The organism is Pseudomonas gozinkensis, assembly GCF_014863585.1.
Lineage (GTDB): Bacteria > Pseudomonadota > Gammaproteobacteria > Pseudomonadales > Pseudomonadaceae > Aquipseudomonas > Aquipseudomonas gozinkensis.
In genome coordinates this window covers 5,655,985-5,670,558 of sequence record NZ_CP062253.1, presented here as the reverse complement: position 1 = coordinate 5,670,558, position 14,574 = coordinate 5,655,985, and the positions used below count along the sequence as shown (strand labels likewise).

General features: G+C 61.3%; 16 protein-coding genes. 7 read left to right on the top strand and 9 right to left on the bottom strand.

Annotated features, from left to right (window positions below):
- The first annotated feature begins 28 nt into the window (after positions 1 to 28).
- Entirely contained in the window at positions 29 to 907 is an 879-nt protein-coding gene (locus tag IHQ43_RS25270; RefSeq protein WP_007958785.1) for a DMT family transporter, read from the top strand.
- 109 nt (positions 908 to 1,016) lie between these two features.
- Here the strand turns inward: IHQ43_RS25270 and IHQ43_RS25265 are convergent, their stop codons facing one another.
- Positions 1,017 to 2,354: an MFS transporter gene (locus IHQ43_RS25265; protein ID WP_192562485.1), complete on the bottom strand. Its 1,338-nt coding sequence runs from the start codon at positions 2,352 to 2,354 to the stop codon at positions 1,017 to 1,019.
- Positions 2,355 to 2,627: 273 nt separating this feature from the next.
- Here IHQ43_RS25265 and quiC point away from each other — a divergent pair, with 273 nt between their 5' ends.
- Complete coding sequence (gene quiC, locus IHQ43_RS25260) at positions 2,628 to 4,529, top strand: 3-dehydroshikimate dehydratase QuiC (protein ID WP_192562484.1); 1,902 nt, start codon at positions 2,628 to 2,630, stop codon at positions 4,527 to 4,529.
- Between the two features lie 102 nt (positions 4,530 to 4,631).
- A complete protein-coding gene (locus IHQ43_RS25255; protein WP_192562483.1) occupies positions 4,632 to 5,309 on the top strand; it encodes a TetR/AcrR family transcriptional regulator in 678 nt (225 codons plus the stop codon).
- A gap of 117 nt (positions 5,310 to 5,426) precedes the next feature.
- Here IHQ43_RS25255 and IHQ43_RS25250 read toward each other — a convergent pair whose 3' ends face one another.
- The 3 genes from IHQ43_RS25250 to IHQ43_RS25240 form a co-directional block, all read right to left on the bottom strand.
- Positions 5,427 to 6,281: a shikimate dehydrogenase gene (locus IHQ43_RS25250; RefSeq protein WP_192562482.1), complete on the bottom strand. Its 855-nt coding sequence runs from the start codon at positions 6,279 to 6,281 to the stop codon at positions 5,427 to 5,429.
- A gap of 5 nt (positions 6,282 to 6,286) precedes the next feature.
- Positions 6,287 to 6,727: a type II 3-dehydroquinate dehydratase gene (aroQ, locus tag IHQ43_RS25245; RefSeq protein ID WP_011336043.1), complete on the bottom strand. Its 441-nt coding sequence runs from the start codon at positions 6,725 to 6,727 to the stop codon at positions 6,287 to 6,289.
- Between the two features lie 140 nt (positions 6,728 to 6,867).
- Positions 6,868 to 7,779, bottom strand: a complete 912-nt coding sequence (locus IHQ43_RS25240; protein WP_192562481.1) for a LysR family transcriptional regulator — start codon at positions 7,777 to 7,779, stop codon at positions 6,868 to 6,870.
- A gap of 203 nt (positions 7,780 to 7,982) precedes the next feature.
- On the opposite strand from IHQ43_RS25240, the gene IHQ43_RS25235 reads away from it, so the two are divergent.
- On the top strand, positions 7,983 to 8,411 hold the full coding sequence (locus IHQ43_RS25235; RefSeq protein ID WP_192565060.1) for a DUF4160 domain-containing protein: 429 nt from the start codon (positions 7,983 to 7,985) through the stop codon (positions 8,409 to 8,411).
- Positions 8,408 to 8,854, top strand: a complete 447-nt coding sequence (locus tag IHQ43_RS25230) for a hypothetical protein (RefSeq protein ID WP_192562480.1) — start codon at positions 8,408 to 8,410, stop codon at positions 8,852 to 8,854. The genes IHQ43_RS25235 and IHQ43_RS25230 overlap by 4 nt, the downstream gene beginning before the upstream one ends.
- A 55-nt stretch (positions 8,855 to 8,909) precedes the next feature.
- On the opposite strand, the gene trmA is transcribed toward IHQ43_RS25230, so the two are convergent.
- A complete protein-coding gene (gene trmA / locus IHQ43_RS25225; RefSeq protein ID WP_192562479.1) occupies positions 8,910 to 9,989 on the bottom strand; it encodes a tRNA (uridine(54)-C5)-methyltransferase TrmA in 1,080 nt (359 codons plus the stop codon).
- On the bottom strand, positions 9,986 to 11,281 hold the full coding sequence (locus tag IHQ43_RS25220) for an NCS2 family permease (protein WP_064599583.1): 1,296 nt from the start codon (positions 11,279 to 11,281) through the stop codon (positions 9,986 to 9,988). Before IHQ43_RS25220 ends, trmA begins: the two co-directional genes overlap by 4 nt.
- A gap of 220 nt (positions 11,282 to 11,501) precedes the next feature.
- On the opposite strand from IHQ43_RS25220, the gene IHQ43_RS25215 reads away from it, so the two are divergent.
- Complete coding sequence (locus IHQ43_RS25215) at positions 11,502 to 11,951, top strand: DUF4879 domain-containing protein (RefSeq protein ID WP_192562478.1); 450 nt, start codon at positions 11,502 to 11,504, stop codon at positions 11,949 to 11,951.
- Between the two features lie 67 nt (positions 11,952 to 12,018).
- Positions 12,019 to 12,570 (top strand): DJ-1 family glyoxalase III, encoded by a 552-nt coding sequence (locus tag IHQ43_RS25210; RefSeq protein WP_192562477.1) that lies wholly within the window; start codon positions 12,019 to 12,021, stop codon positions 12,568 to 12,570.
- A 5-nt stretch (positions 12,571 to 12,575) separates the two neighbouring features.
- Here IHQ43_RS25210 and IHQ43_RS25205 read toward each other — a convergent pair whose 3' ends face one another.
- The 3 genes from IHQ43_RS25205 to IHQ43_RS25195 form a co-directional block, all read right to left on the bottom strand.
- Positions 12,576 to 12,863, bottom strand: coding sequence for a HigA family addiction module antitoxin (locus IHQ43_RS25205; RefSeq protein ID WP_045121630.1), 288 nt, complete (start codon positions 12,861 to 12,863; stop codon positions 12,576 to 12,578).
- A gap of 14 nt (positions 12,864 to 12,877) precedes the next feature.
- On the bottom strand, positions 12,878 to 13,156 hold the full coding sequence (locus tag IHQ43_RS25200) for a type II toxin-antitoxin system RelE/ParE family toxin (RefSeq protein ID WP_192562476.1): 279 nt from the start codon (positions 13,154 to 13,156) through the stop codon (positions 12,878 to 12,880).
- A 106-nt stretch (positions 13,157 to 13,262) separates the two neighbouring features.
- On the bottom strand, positions 13,263 to 14,501 hold the full coding sequence (locus IHQ43_RS25195) for an MFS transporter (protein ID WP_192562475.1): 1,239 nt from the start codon (positions 14,499 to 14,501) through the stop codon (positions 13,263 to 13,265).
- Positions 14,502 to 14,574: the final 73 nt, after the last annotated feature.

The following is a 14,574-nucleotide window of genomic DNA, read 5'->3' as shown; positions in this document are numbered from 1 at the left end:
CCGTTTATTTTTCATTCAGAGAGAGCCAATGACCGTCAGCACTCCGCTTTCCGGCGTCAACCAACCCTTCAAGGGGATCTTGCTGATTGTCGTGGCAACCTTCCTGTTCTCCAGCCACGACGCGCTGTCGAAATACCTTTCGGGTTTTTATCCGATCGTCATGGTGGTGTGGGCGCGGTATCTGGTGCACACGCTGCTGATGGCGGGAATTTTCCTGCCGCAGTCCGGGCTGCGCGTGCTGCGCACCAAACGCCCGTTATGGCAGTTGGCGCGGGCGTTGTGCCTGTTGGGCACCAGCCTGTTTTTCACCACGGCGTTGCTGTACATCCCGCTGGCCGAGGCCACGGCGGTCAACTTTCTTGCGCCGGTGCTGGTGACGGCGCTGTCGGTGCCGTTGCTCAAGGAACGGGTGACGCGCGGTCAGTGGATTGCGGTGGTGTGCGGGTTCATCGGTGTGCTGATCATCGTCCATCCGGGCGGTGACCTGTTTACTCCGGCGATTCTGTTGCCGTTCTGTTCGGCGCTGTTTTTCTGCTTCTATCAGTTGCTCACCCGCAAGCTCGCGGAAATCGACAGTCCGACCACCAGCAACTTTTTCGCCGGGTTGTGCAACACGCTGGTGATGAGTGCGCTGGTGCCGTTCTTCTGGCAGGTGCCGAGCCTGGGGCATGCGTTGCTGATGCTGGCGCTGGGCAGTTGCGGGATGACGGCGCACCTGTTTCTGACCCAGGCATTCCGGCATGCCGCGCCGGCGTTACTGGCGCCGTTCGGTTATTGCCAGATCGTGTTCGCAGGGTTGTTGGGCTGGTTGCTGTTTGCTCACACGCCGACCCTGATGACGGTGATCGGGATCGCGGTGATCTGTTGCAGCGGACTGGCGGCAGCGTGGCAGCAGAGCCGGCGCTGAAAGGCACTGTGGGAGTGAGCTTGCTCACGAAGGCGGTGTGTCATTCAATGTCAGTGCTGAATGTCAGTCCGCATTCGCGAGCAAGCTCGCTCCCACAAGGAAGGGCAGGTTACTCAGTGACGGTAGGAATCTTGCGCGGTGCCATGAAGTACATCCAGGTCAGGGCAATGAAGTACATCGCCGGGATCAGGGTGAACAGCACGGTGTAGTTGTTGTTGGTGACCGTCAGGATGTGGCCGACGATCTGGGTCATGAACATCCCGCCGATCGCCGCGCACATGCCGCCGAAACCGAACACCGTACTCATCATGTGCTTGGGCGTGTAGTCCATCACCAGGCTCCAGATGTTGGCCGTCCAGGCCTGATGCGCGCCGATGGCCAGGGAGATGGCGGCGACGGCGACCCACAGGTTGGCGGAACCGGCGGCCATGACCACGCCGATGATGCAGCAGGCAAACAGGAACATCGACAGCAGCCGCGCCTTGATCGAGTTCATGCCGCGACCGATCAGGAACGAAGACAGAATCCCGCCGCCCACGCTGCCGAAGTCGGCGGTGACGTAGATGATGATCAGCGGAATGCCCATCTGGGTGACGTTGATGCCCAGGTTGTATTGCTGATTGAGAAACGGCGGCAGCCAGTACAGGTAGAACCAGAACACCGGCGCGGTCAGCGAATAGGCGAGGGCGAAGGCCCAGGTGCCGCGCATGCGCAGGATTTTCGAGAACGGCACACGGGCCTGGTCCGGTTCGACTTCTTTCTGGATGTACTCCAGTTCCGACTGTTTGACGCTCGGGTGATCTTCCGGGTTGAAGTACTTCAGGCCCCAGAACAGCAGCCAGATCCCGCCCAGTGCCGACATGCACAGGAACGCAGCCTGCCAGCCCCACACGTGAAGGATCAGCGGCAGCAGCATCGGGGTGAACATCGCGCCGACGTTGGTGCCGGCGTTGAAGATGCCGGTAGCCACGGCGCGCTCGCCGGCCGGGAACCACAGGCGTGTGGTTTTCACGCAGGCCGGATAGTTGGCCGCTTCGGTGAGGCCGAGGATGAACCGGCAGACCATGAAGCCCACTGCCGAGGTCGCCAGACCGTGGGCGCCGGTGGCCAGGCTCCAGAGCAGCACCGCGCAGAAGAACACGCGTTTGACGCCGACCCGGTCGATCAGCCGTCCTTGCAGCACGAAGCCGATCGCGTAGCCAACCTGAAACCAGAAGTTGATGTTGGCGTAGTCCATCGCCGTCCAGCTCATTTCCTTGGCGAGGATCGGCTGCATGACGCCGAGGGCGGCGCGGTCGATGTAGTTCAGGGTGGTGGCGAAAAACACCAGCGCCAGCATGCCCCAACGGGTCTTGCCGACGGCCATGGCGCCGCGGATCTTGTCGCCGATGCCACCCGTGGCAGTGCTCATGGCCGGAGCCATGCGGGAAGTCTGTGAAGGAATCATGTGTTCCACCCGTTTTTGGATTTGTTATTTGGTGTGCTTTTTTTGTGCACGCTGCGACCGGTGGTTCAGTTCCGGACTCAAGGTGAAAGGGATGTTGGGCAGTGGACGAAAAATCGTCAATTCGCCAAACCGGCATTGTGTTCGATAATCGCACGCAAAACTAACCGGGTAGTACAGTTTAAATTGCCCAATGAAAAACCGGGACCAATAATTCGCTCACCCTATAAAAGCGGCGCAATTTTCATAGCCGACGTCTCCACCGGGAGTTGAAACATGCAGCGATCCATTGCCACCGTCTCCTTGAGCGGAACCCTGCCGGAAAAACTCGAAGCCATTGCCGCCGCCGGGTTCGACGGGGTGGAGATTTTCGAGAACGATCTTCTGTATTACGACGGCAGCCCCCGGGAAATCAGGCAGATGTGCGCTGACCTCGGAATTGCCATCACCCTGTTCCAGCCGTTCCGCGATTTCGAAGGCTGCCGCCGCGATCGCCTGGACCGCAACCTGGAGCGGGCCGAGCGCAAGTTCGACCTGATGCAGGAACTGGGCACCGACCTGGTGCTGGTCTGCAGCAACGCTTCCCCCGACAGTATCGGCGAGCAACAGATTCTCATCGACGACCTGCGCCTGCTGGCCGAACACGCCGGTGCCCGTGGCTTGCGCATCGGTTATGAAGCGCTGGCCTGGGGCCGTCACGTCAATACTTATCAACAGGTCTGGGACATCGTGCGTCAGGCCGATCACCCGGCCCTCGGCGTGTTGCTCGACAGCTTCCACACCTTGTCGCTGAAGGGCGATCCACGGGCGATTGCCGAAATTCCAGGCGACAAGATTTTCTTCGTGCAGATGGCCGACGCGCCGATCCTGGCGATGGACGTGCTGGAGTGGAGCCGGCATTTCCGCTGCTTCCCGGGGCAGGGCGAATTCGATCTGCCGGGCTTCCTCGCACCGATCATTCAGAGCGGCTACACCGGACCGCTGTCGCTGGAAATCTTCAACGACGGCTTCCGCGCCGCGCCGCCTCGGGCCAATGCGGCCGACGGTCTGCGTTCGTTGCTGTACCTGGAGGAGAAAACCCGCCAGCGTCTGGAGCAGGAAATCCGCCCTGTGGATAACCGCGAAATCCTCTTTGAAACGCCGAAGGCCAGCGAATACAACGGCATCGAGTTTCTTGAGTTCGCCGTGGATGAAAGCCTCGGCGCCAAGCTGTCGAACTGGCTGGAGCGCCTGGGTTTCGTCAAGGCCGGCCAGCATCGTTCCAAGAGCGTCAGCCTGTTGCGGCAGGGCGATATCAACCTGATCCTCAACTCCGAACCCTATTCGTTCGGCCACAGTTTTTTCGAGGCCCACGGCCCGTCGCTGTGCGCCACCGCCGTGCGGGTCAAGGACAGCGCCAGCGCGCTGGCCCGCGCCGTCGCTTATAAAGGTCAGCCGTATCGCGGACTGGTCGGTCCCAACGAGCTGGAACTGGCAGCGGTGCGTGCGCCGGATGGCAGTCTGATTTATCTGGTGGATCAGGAGGCGGATGTCTACGGCACCGACTTCAATCTGCTGCCGGATGCTGTGGCGCACGGCGGTCTCAAACGCATCGATCACATGGCCATGGCGCTGCCGGCAGACAGCCTCGACAGTTGGGTGCTGTTCTACAAGAGCCTGCTGGATTTCGAGGCCGACGATGAAGTGGTGCTGCCGGATCCGTATGGCCTGGTGAAGAGCCGCGCGCTGCGTAGCCGCGACAGCTCGATCCGTCTGCCGCTGAACATTTCCGAGAACCGCAACACCGCGATCTCACACGCGCTGTCGAGTTATCGCGGCTCCGGGGTGCATCACATCGCCTTCGATTGCGACGATATCTTCGCCGAAGTCAGCCGGGCGAAAGAGGCGGGCGTGCCGCTGCTGGACATCCCGCTGAACTATTACGACGATCTGGCGGCGCGTTTCGATTTCGATGACGAATTCCTCAGCGAGCTGGCGTACTACAACGTTCTGTATGACCGCGATGCGCAAGGTGGCGAGTTGTTCCACGTCTACACCGAGCCGTTCGAAGGGCGCTTCTTCTTCGAGATCATCCAGCGCAAGAACGGTTACGCCGGATACGGCGCGGCCAACGTCGCGGTGCGACTGGCAGCGATGGCCAAATCACGCAGTGGCGCTGTTCGCCAGGCGAAGTTGTAGGAAATTCGTAAACGCGGGATTAAACACGGGTCGCGCGACTTCCTTCACTGGGGCGCGCGGCCCATAATCGCCAGCCTGTGCAGTGATGGCCGTGAGCCCGCAATGACAATGACTTCAGAACTTTCCGCCGCCCCCGTTCTACCCACGGTAGAGCCGCGCAAAAGTCGCAAGAACAACCCGGAAAAGACCCGCGAGAATATCCTGCAGGAGGCGATCGTCGAGTTCGTCCAGCAGGGTCTGTCCGGTGCTCGTGTGGACGCGATCGCCGAGCGCATCCATACCTCCAAGCGCATGATCTATTACTACTTCGGCAGCAAGGAGCAGTTGTACGTCGAGGTGCTGGAGAAACTCTACGGCGATATCCGCAGCACCGAGAACCGCCTGCACCTGGCTGAATTGCCGCCGGTGGAAGCGATCCGGCGCCTGGTGGAATTCACCTTCGATCACCACGACCGCAACGTCGATTTCGTGCGGATCGTCAGCATCGAAAACATCCATAACGCCGAGTACGTGAAGCGTTCCGACGCGATCAAGGCGATGAACAACACCATCCTCGATTCACTGGGCGAGATTCTGCGTCGTGGTGCTGAAGAAGGGGTGTTCCGCGCCGGGCTCGACGCGCTGGACGTGCATCTGTTGATCAGTTCGTTCTGCTTCTATCGCGTATCGAACCGCCACACGTTCGGTGAGATCTTTCAGATCGACCTGCCGGACGAAGCCATCAAACAGCGTCATCGCGAGATGATTTGCGAGTCGGTGCTGCGCTACTTGCAGGCGTGACGGCGTCCTTTGTGGGAGCGAGCTTGCTCGCGAAAGCGGTGCGTCAGCCAACACATGTATTGGCTGACGTTAAGCCTTCGCGAGCAAGCTCGCTCCCACAGGGAACAGAGGTGTGATTCAACCATTCATGCTTTGGAAATGCGCGAGCATTCGCTGCGCATCCGGCACTCTGCCGCTGAACAGCTCAAACGCCTTCACCGCCTGAAACACCGCCATGTTGCCGCCATCCAGGGTTCGGCAACCCAGGGCGCGGGCGTTGCGCAGCAGTTCGGTTTCCAGTGGGAAATATACGATCTCCGCTATCCACAACTCAGGCCGCAGCAATGCCGCCGGCACGGGCATACCCGGCAGTTTGGCCATACCCATCGGCGTGGTGTTCACCAGGCCATCGGCCTGATTCAGCGTGCTCGCCAGATCATGCCCGGCAACCGCCCGGCCAGCGCCGAAATGCTGGTTGAGGTTGTTCGCCAGGCTTTCGGCGCGCTCCACGTCCACATCAAAAATGCTCAGTTGCTGTACGCCTTCGCTCAACAAGGCGTGGGCCACCGCCGCACCGGCGCCACCGGCGCCCATCTGGACCACACGCTCGCGGGCGACGTCTGGCAGGCCGCGACGAAAACCCTCTGCGAAACCCAGGCAATCGGTGTTGTGTCCGACGCGTTTGCCGTCCTTGAGCACCACCGTGTTCACGGCGCCGATGCCTCGGGCTTCCGCGGACAGCTCATCGAGCAGCGGGATGATTGCCTGCTTGCACGGGAAGGTGATGTTCAGGCCGGTGTAATTCATTCGTTCGGCGGCCAACAACAGGTCGGGCAGGGCGTTGCTGTCCAGTTGCAGTTGATCGAGATCGATCAAGCGGTACAAGTAACGCAGACCCTGTTCGTCACCTTCGTGTTCATGCAGCGCCGGAGTGCGGGAGGCCTGAATGCCGGCGCCGATCAGCCCGGCGAGTATCACGTTGTTGCGGTTCATGTGGTTCACCCCTTCAGCCGCTGGCTGAAATGTTCCAGGGCCAGGCGATAACCGTGGCTGCCGAAGCCGCACATCACGGCGGTGGCGATGGCCGAGACGAACGAGTGGTGACGGAACGGCTCGCGGGCATGGACGTTGGACAGGTGCACTTCGATCACCGGCAATTCGCTGGCAACGAGGGCGTCGCGGATCGCTACCGAGGTGTGTGTCCAGGCGGCCGGGTTGATCACGATGCCGGCGCAGCGCTGGCGGGCGCCGTGAATCCAGTCGAGCAGTTCGCCTTCGTGATTGGTCTGGCGAAACTCCACGGCCAGGCCGAATTCTTCGGCGGCGCGCCCGCACAGGGCAGAGATGTCGGCCAGGGTTTCGTGACCGTACGTCGCCGGTTCACGGGTACCGAGCAGGTTCAGGTTCGGGCCGTTGAGCACCAGAACGATAGGGGGCATGGGGGCAAACTCCACTTATTGTTTTTGGCTTGGGCCGAGGGTTCGACCTGTGGAGTTAAATTGTACTAGCTGGTTACTTTAATCAATTGCTCTGCATCGACAGCTCTGTTTTGTGTGCGGTGATCGCACACAGGCGGTATTCATTGCGGTAACTGCTCCACCAGAAAATCGATGAAAGCCCTGACGCGCAGCGGCATGTGGCGATTCTGCGGGTACAACAAGGTGAATGGCCGCGAGCGTCCGCTGTAGGGTTTGAGCACTTCTATCAGCGAGCCGTCGGCCAGTTCTTTTTCGACGATGAAGCGATAGGTCTGGAACAATCCGGCGCCATGTCTGGCCAGGGTCACGCCGCCGAGCACGTCATCGGAGCAGCAGAAATTGCCCTCGGTGAGGATTTCCCGTGGCGCGTCCTCGTCGTAAAACAGCCAGGTGATCCGCCGCCCACTGCTGGGCAACTCGTACTGGATGCACTCGTGCTGTTCGAGGTCTTCGAGGGTCTGCGGCGTGCCGGCGCGCTTGAGGTAATCGGGGCTGGCGACCATCACCAGTGCCGCATCTTCCAGGTGTCGGGCGATCAGGCCCGAATCGGGAATCGCCCGCACGCGGATCGCCATGTCGTAGCCCTCGCCGACGAAGTCGATGTTGCGGTTGCTGATGTGCATGTCGACCTTCACCTGCGGGAATCGCGCGCGAAAGGCCGGCAGCAGCGGCAGGATTCGATGATGGGCGTATGTCGTAGGAATACTGATGCGCAGAGTGCCGGACGGTTCCTGCTGCTGGCCCATGACTTCCCGCTGCGCCTCGACCAGTTGCGCCAGCGCCTGGCGGCATTCTTCGTAATAGCGCCGGCCGCTGTCGGTCAATTTCACGCTGCGGGTGGTGCGCGCAAACAGTCGCACGCCCAGGCGTTCCTCCATGCGTGACACCGAGCGGCTCACCGCTGCCGGCGTCACCGAAGCCGCCTGCGCCGCAGCGGTAAAACTGCCGCACTCGGCGGCCAGGCAAAACAGTTCGATGCTGCCCAGCTGAAGATCGTCGAAGTGTCGCTGCATGATTGATTACACCGGGGAATGAGTCTTCGTATGTAGCAAATGCGCGGTCGCTGCGAAAGAACTGCTTACCATTTTGCGCGAGGCTTTTGCGGCTCCCGCACTAGGCTCGGAGGGTAACGGCCACAGCAGGCGATGGCGCCGGTGGTCGGATTTGCCAGGGAATGGCAATTGTTGAAACTTTTAAACCTAACGGATGGGTTAGCATGAAGGTATGCAGTTACAAAGGACTGTCAGTGGTGATCATGCTGCGTGACGAACATTGCCCGCCTCACGCGCATGTGGATGCAGGGGCCTGGAGCGCCCGCTTCAAATTCAGTTTCTGGCACAACGGCGTTGAACTGTGGGATGTGGTGCCGTTGTCACATCGACCTCCGGTCAGCCTGCTTGAGGGGCTGCGCCAGTCGCTGCGTGAAACCGATCATCTGCGGCGGGCGCGCTGGATCTGGTGGACTCGATTGCGCACAGCCTGTCTCGACAATCAGTGGTGGGACGGGCAGTCGAATCAGGTGGCGGTGCTGCGGGAGGTCACCAGCACCAGTTTCAGGATCGGGTCGGCGTATTACGAGCCTGAGGTCAACAAAACCCTGTTGGACCTGGTCGGCGCTCATGAAGGAGTGGAAATAGAATTATGAAAACAGTCAAAACCGCGTTGCACGCGGATCGCCCTGTCACGCAAAAACGTCTGGACGAGGCCGTCGACCGTGGCGGCGTGCGCCGACGCAGCAGCCTGCAAGCCGTGTCGGTGGCCTTCCAGAAACCATGTCTTGTTATCCACTTTGAAGACGACAGCGGCGTGCTGCTACCAGTGAATCTCTACCGCGAATTCGATGATTTCGAACAGGAAGACTTCACCGGATTGAAGGTCGGCTTTGCCGGCACCGCCCTTTGCCACGACGACAAGGACCTGCAGGTTTCCATCGCTGGCATGATCTCCGCCAGTCAGCCATTGATGGCCATGGCGGCCTCGGTGATCGCTTCCCGCAACGGCCGCCAGAGCAGCACTGCGAAAGCTGAGGCGGCACGGGCCAATGGCAGGAAGGGCGGGCGCCCGCGCAAAGTCGATCCTGTGTTGTGAGCAAGTACAAAAAAGCCGTCGGTCAGGACGGCTTTCTTGTTTCTGGCACCTGCGATCAACGGCGGGTCAACAGCACGCCGGATTCCATGTGGTGGGTCCACGGGAACTGGTCAAACAACGCACAGCGGGTGATGCGGTGGGTATCGTTCAGTTGGGCGATGTTGGCTGCCAGCGTCTCCGGATTGCAGGAGATGTACAGGATGTTGTCGAAGCGCCGGGTCAGCTCACAGGTGTCCGGGTCCATGCCGGCCCGTGGCGGGTCGACGAACACGCTGCCGAACTCGTAGCTCTTCAGGTCGATACCGTGCAGGCGACGGAACGGGCGAACTTCGTTCAGGGCTTCGGTCAGCTCTTCGGCGGACAGTCGCACCAGGGTGACGTTATCCACAGCGTTTTCGGCCAGGTTGCTCAGTGCGGCGTTGACCGAGGTCTTGCTGATTTCGGTGGCCAGCACTTTGCGCACGCGAGTTGCCAGCGGCAAGGTGAAGTTGCCGTTGCCGCAGTACAGCTCCAGCAGATCGTCGCTGCGATCGCCCAGTGCTTCGTATGCCCAGTTGAGCATCTTCTGGTTCACGGTGCCGTTGGGCTGGGTGAATGCGCCTTCCGGCTGGCGATAGCTGAAGGTGCGGCCGCCGACGTCGAGTTTCTCGACCACGTAATCGAGGCCGAGCACTTCGCGCTTGCCCTTGGAGCGACCGATGATGCTGACGCCCAGGTCCGCTGCCAGTTTGGTCGCCGCCGCGTGCCAGTGTTCGTCCAGCGGACGGTGATAGCACAGGGTGATCATCGCGTCGCCGGCCAGGGTGGTCAGAAACTCCACCTGAAACAGCTTGTGGCTCAGCGCTGCGCTGGCCTGCCATGCCGCCTTCAATTGCGGCATCAACTGGTTGATGCGCAGGCTGGCGATCGGGAACGCTTCGATCAGGATAGGCGTGCGTTTGTCGTCCTGGGAAAACATCGCGTAATGCCGCTCGCCGGCCTCGCGCCACAGGCGAAATTCGGCGCGCAGACGAAAGTTCTGCAGCGGCGAGTCGAACACCGCTGGCTCCGGTGCATCGAACGGGGCCAGCAGGTCACGCAGGCGCGTGACCTTGTCTTCGAGTTGTGCGGCGTAGGCCTGGGAATCAAAAGTCATGCGTTGAACCAACCCAGCTTGATCACGAACAGAATCGACAGGATCACCAGCGCCGGGTTCAGCTCACGGGCGCGGCCGGACAGCAGTTTGATCGCAGTCCAGGCGATGAAGCCGAAGGCGATGCCGTTGGCGATGGAATAGGTGAAAGGCATCGCCAGCGCGGTGACCACGACCGGCGCGGCGACGGTGATGTCTTCCCAGTCTATTTCCGCCAGGCCCGAAGTCATCAGCACGGCGACGAACAGCAGCGCCGGCGCGGTAGCGAAGGCCGGCACGCTGGCGGCCAGTGGCGAGAAGAACAGTGCCAGCAGGAACAGGATCGCGACGACGATGGCGGTCAGGCCGGTGCGGCCGCCGGCGCTCACGCCCGCAGCGGATTCGATGTAGCTGGTGGTGGTCGAGGTGCCCAGCAGCGAACCGGCCATTGCCGCCGTACTGTCGGCGATCAGCGCACGGCCCATTTTCGGCATGTGGCCGTCCTTGCCCATCAGGCCGGCGCGCTTGGCGACGCCGATCAGGGTGCCGGAGTTGTCGAACAGGTCGACGAACAGGAAGGCGAAGATCACGCTGACCAGACCGATGTCCAGCGCGCCCTTGATGTCCAGTTGCAGGAAGGTCGGGGCCAGCGAGGGTGGCATCGAGGTCACGCCGCCGAACGGGGTGAAGCCCATCACGATCGAGACGATGGTCACCGCGAGAATGCCGATCAGCACTGCGCCGCGCACTTTCAGGGCTTCAAGGGCAACGATCAGGGCGAAACCGAGGGTGGCGAGGATCGGAGCCGGTTGTTTCAGGTCGCCGAGGCCGACCATGGTCGCCGGGTTGCTGACCACGATGCCGGCGTTGTGCAGGGCGATCAGCGCCAGGAACAGGCCGATACCGGCAGCAATTGCCGAGCGCAGTGGCAGCGGGATGCTGTTGATGATCCACTCACGGATGCGGAAGATCGACAGCAGGAAGAAGCACACGGCCGAAATGAACACCGCGCCCAGCGCCACTTGCCAGGTGTGGCCCATGTGCAGCACGACGGTGTAGGTAAAGAAGGCGTTCAGACCCATGCCCGGTGCAAGGGCGATCGGGTAGTTGGCGATCAGGCCCATGACCGTGGAGCCGATGGCGGCTGCCAGACAGGTGGCGACGAACACCGCGCCTTTGTCCATGCCGGTCTCGCCGAGGATGCTCGGGTTGACGAACAGAATGTAGGCCATGGCCAGGAAGGTCGTGACGCCCGCGAGAATCTCGGTCCGCACGTTGGTGTTGTGTGCCTTGAGTTGAAACAGCCTTTCCAGCATGTCTGCTCCCCGTGGCGCGCGTGGCGCCGTGAATGTATCGACCTCAACAGCAAAGCACAGACCGTCGCAAGCGCCTGGAAAATTGTGGTGGGCCGGAAAAAGCCGCGCATCATACCAGCAGCGTGAGGAAGATGGCGGATGTTGGTGTCGATCGTCGGCGAAGTTTTGCACCACGGCCAAGTACGCCATACTGCGCGCTGTTTTTTCGGGGATGGATCGCATGAACAAGGGTTGGATGAAGACCGCTGGACTGATGGCCTTGCTGCTGGCCGGTGTACCGGCGGCACTCGCGGCGTCGGCACCGCCATTGAGCGAGGTGAAAGTCATCAAGGTTCAGTCCTCGTCCTGCGGGCTCGAAGACATCACCGATGGCCAGGTGCAGACTCGCTGCGACCACAGCGCGCCGGGCATCAAGGTCTATGTGCTGGAAATCGGTTACGGTCAGAGCCAGCCTCAGGCCGCGCTGGACGGTTTTGAAGTGAATGGCACCCGAAGCCCCGTCTGTGCTTTCGATAACGGCAATCTGACCGAGTGCACGCCTGGCAGCAAAACCGTCGGCTCGCTGTACACCTTCGATCTGGCGACTCGTCAGGAAGGCACCTTTACCTTCAGCAATACGTCGATCAACGCCCCGCGCAACACGATGTCCACCCAGCTTTACATCAAGTAACGGCTGTCGCCGAACAGTTCAGGGCAAAGCTGACTACGCTTTGAAGATCACCCAGCGGATGGCGCCCATGACCTTTAGAGCCCTGATTACCCTCGCCGAGGGCATCGATGATCTGCAATGCGTGACCCTGATCGACGTGCTGCGCCGGGCCGGCGTCGAAGTGGTGGCGGCCAGCATCGAAGGCCGGCGCATGCTGACCTGCGCCCGAGGCACGCGCCTGACTGCCGACGGCATGCTCATTGATGTGCTGGCCCAGACTTTCGACCTGATCGTCCTGCCCGGTGGCGCCGTCGGCGCGCAGCACCTTGCCGCGCATCAGCCCTTGCAACAACTGCTCAAGAATCAGGCCAGCGCCGGGCGCCTGTTCGCCGCCATCGCCGAATCCCCAGCGGTCGCTCTGCAAAGCTTTGGCGTATTACGACAACGCCGGATGACCTGCCTGCCCGCTAGCAGCCATAACCTGTCTGGTTGCACGTTTGTCGATCAACCGGTGGTGGTCGACGGCAATTGCATCACCGCCCAGGGCTCCGGCGCCGCGCTGGCATTTGCGTTGACACTGGTCGAGCAACTGGCGGGCAAGGCCGTCAGAGCGAAGGTGGCGGGGGAGTTGCTGGCCTGAGAGCGTCAGGCGTGAGCAGCGATTGGCTGAATGGCTGGTTGCTCACGATGCTCGGCTTGCCAGAGGTCGTAATCTGTTTGAACCCCTAGCCACATGCGAGCCTTGCCAATCCCCGCGCGTTCCAGTCGTACGGCCAGATCCGGGCTGATCGGCGCATGTCCGTGCAAGACGCGAGATAGATGAGGACGAGCGAATCCCAGATGCCGAGCCAATTCGGTAACGCTGATGCCAAGTTCCGGCAATACATCCATCAACAGTGTTTCACCGGGGTGTGGCGGGTTGTGCATGGGCATGAGCCTGCCTCCTGTCAGTGGTAATCCAGATAGTCGATCAGTTCGATATCCGAACCTGCAAATCGAAAGATAACCCGCCAGTTCCCGGACACACTGAGTGACCAGTACTCGCAAAGCTCCCCTTTCAGTGGATGCATACGCCAACCGGGAAGATCCAGATCCCCCGGAACGGCGGCCCGATCCATGAACTGCAGCATGCGCGACAGCCGTTTAGCGTGATCGGCACGAATCCCGCGAGTCGAACCGGTTTCATAGAAGCCGCGAAGGCCTTTGTGCTGAAAGGATTTGATCATGCGGCGAGTGTAAGGCGATACATTACACTCAATGCGGTATCTATGTACCGCATCTTTTCGAGCTATTTGTGCTTGGGGGATGGCCCCGCTGGTGGAACCCGTGTAGCTAGGCCTTCACCTCTTCCACCGGCACATGCATCCGGTCGCGATTGGCCAGGGTCGGGAAGAGTTTGATCCAGGTCCCGGTCACCACCAGCGTTCCGATGCCGCCCATCACCACCGCCGGCACGGTGCCGAACACGTGGGCGGTGAGGCCGGATTCGAATTCGCCCAACTGGTTCGAGGCGCCGATGAACAGGCCGTTCACCGCGCTGACCCGACCGCGCATTTCGTCCGGGGTTTCCAGTTGCACGAAAGACGCGCGGATCACCATGCTGATCATGTCCGCCGCGCCCAGCACCACCAGCACCGCCAGCGAGAACCAGAACGAGGTCGACAGACCGAAGGCGATGGTGGCCACGCCGAATACGCCGACGGCAGTGAACATCACCCGACCGACGTTTCGCTCAACGGCAAACCGCGCCAGGAACAACGACATCATCAATGCGCCGACCGCCGGCGCCGAACGCAGCAGTCCCAGCCCCCATGGCCCGGTCAGCAGGATGTCCTTGGCGAACACCGGCAACAGCGCCGTGGCACCGCCGAGCAGCACCGCGAACAGATCCAGCGAAATAGCTCCGAGAATGTCCGGACGGCTGCGAATGAAGCGAATCCCTGCCAGCAACGAATCCAGAGTCGCCTTGCCTTTGTTCAGCGGTGTTTGCCGGGCAGGCAAGTTGAGCATCAAGGTGCAGGCGATGACATACAGAATGACCGTCGGGCCATAGACCCACACGCTGCCGAAGGCATAAAGAAGACCGCCGAGCGCCGGGGCGACGATGGTGGCCGACTGCTGCGCCGACTGCGCGGCGGCGACGGCACGCGGGAACAGCGCGCTGGGCACGATGCTCGGCAGCAGCGCCTGGGTGGTCGGCATTTCGAACGAGCGCGCGGCGCCGAGCAGGAACGCCAGGATAAAGATCATTTCCCGGGTGACATGGTCGGTGGCGCTGCCGATGGCCAGTGCCAGAGCGATCAGGGCCTGCAACGACTGGCAGATCGCCGCGACCTTGCGCCGGTCGTAGCGGTCGGCAACGTGGCCGGTGTGCAGCATGAACAGCACGCGTGGGGCGAATTCCACCAGTCCGACCAGACCCAGGTCGAGCACGTTGCCGGTCAGTTGATAGAGATTCCAGCCGATCGCCACGGTGAGCATCTGGAAACCGCTGGCGGTGAAGATCCGGGCAAACCAGAACGCAAGAAAGGGACGGTGGTGACGTAACAGCAAGGGCTCTTGGCTGGGCATTTGCGGGCCGGTCTTGATCGAGGGGAACCGCGAGATTATCACCAGTCTGTAACAGGAAGTTGCTATGACAAAA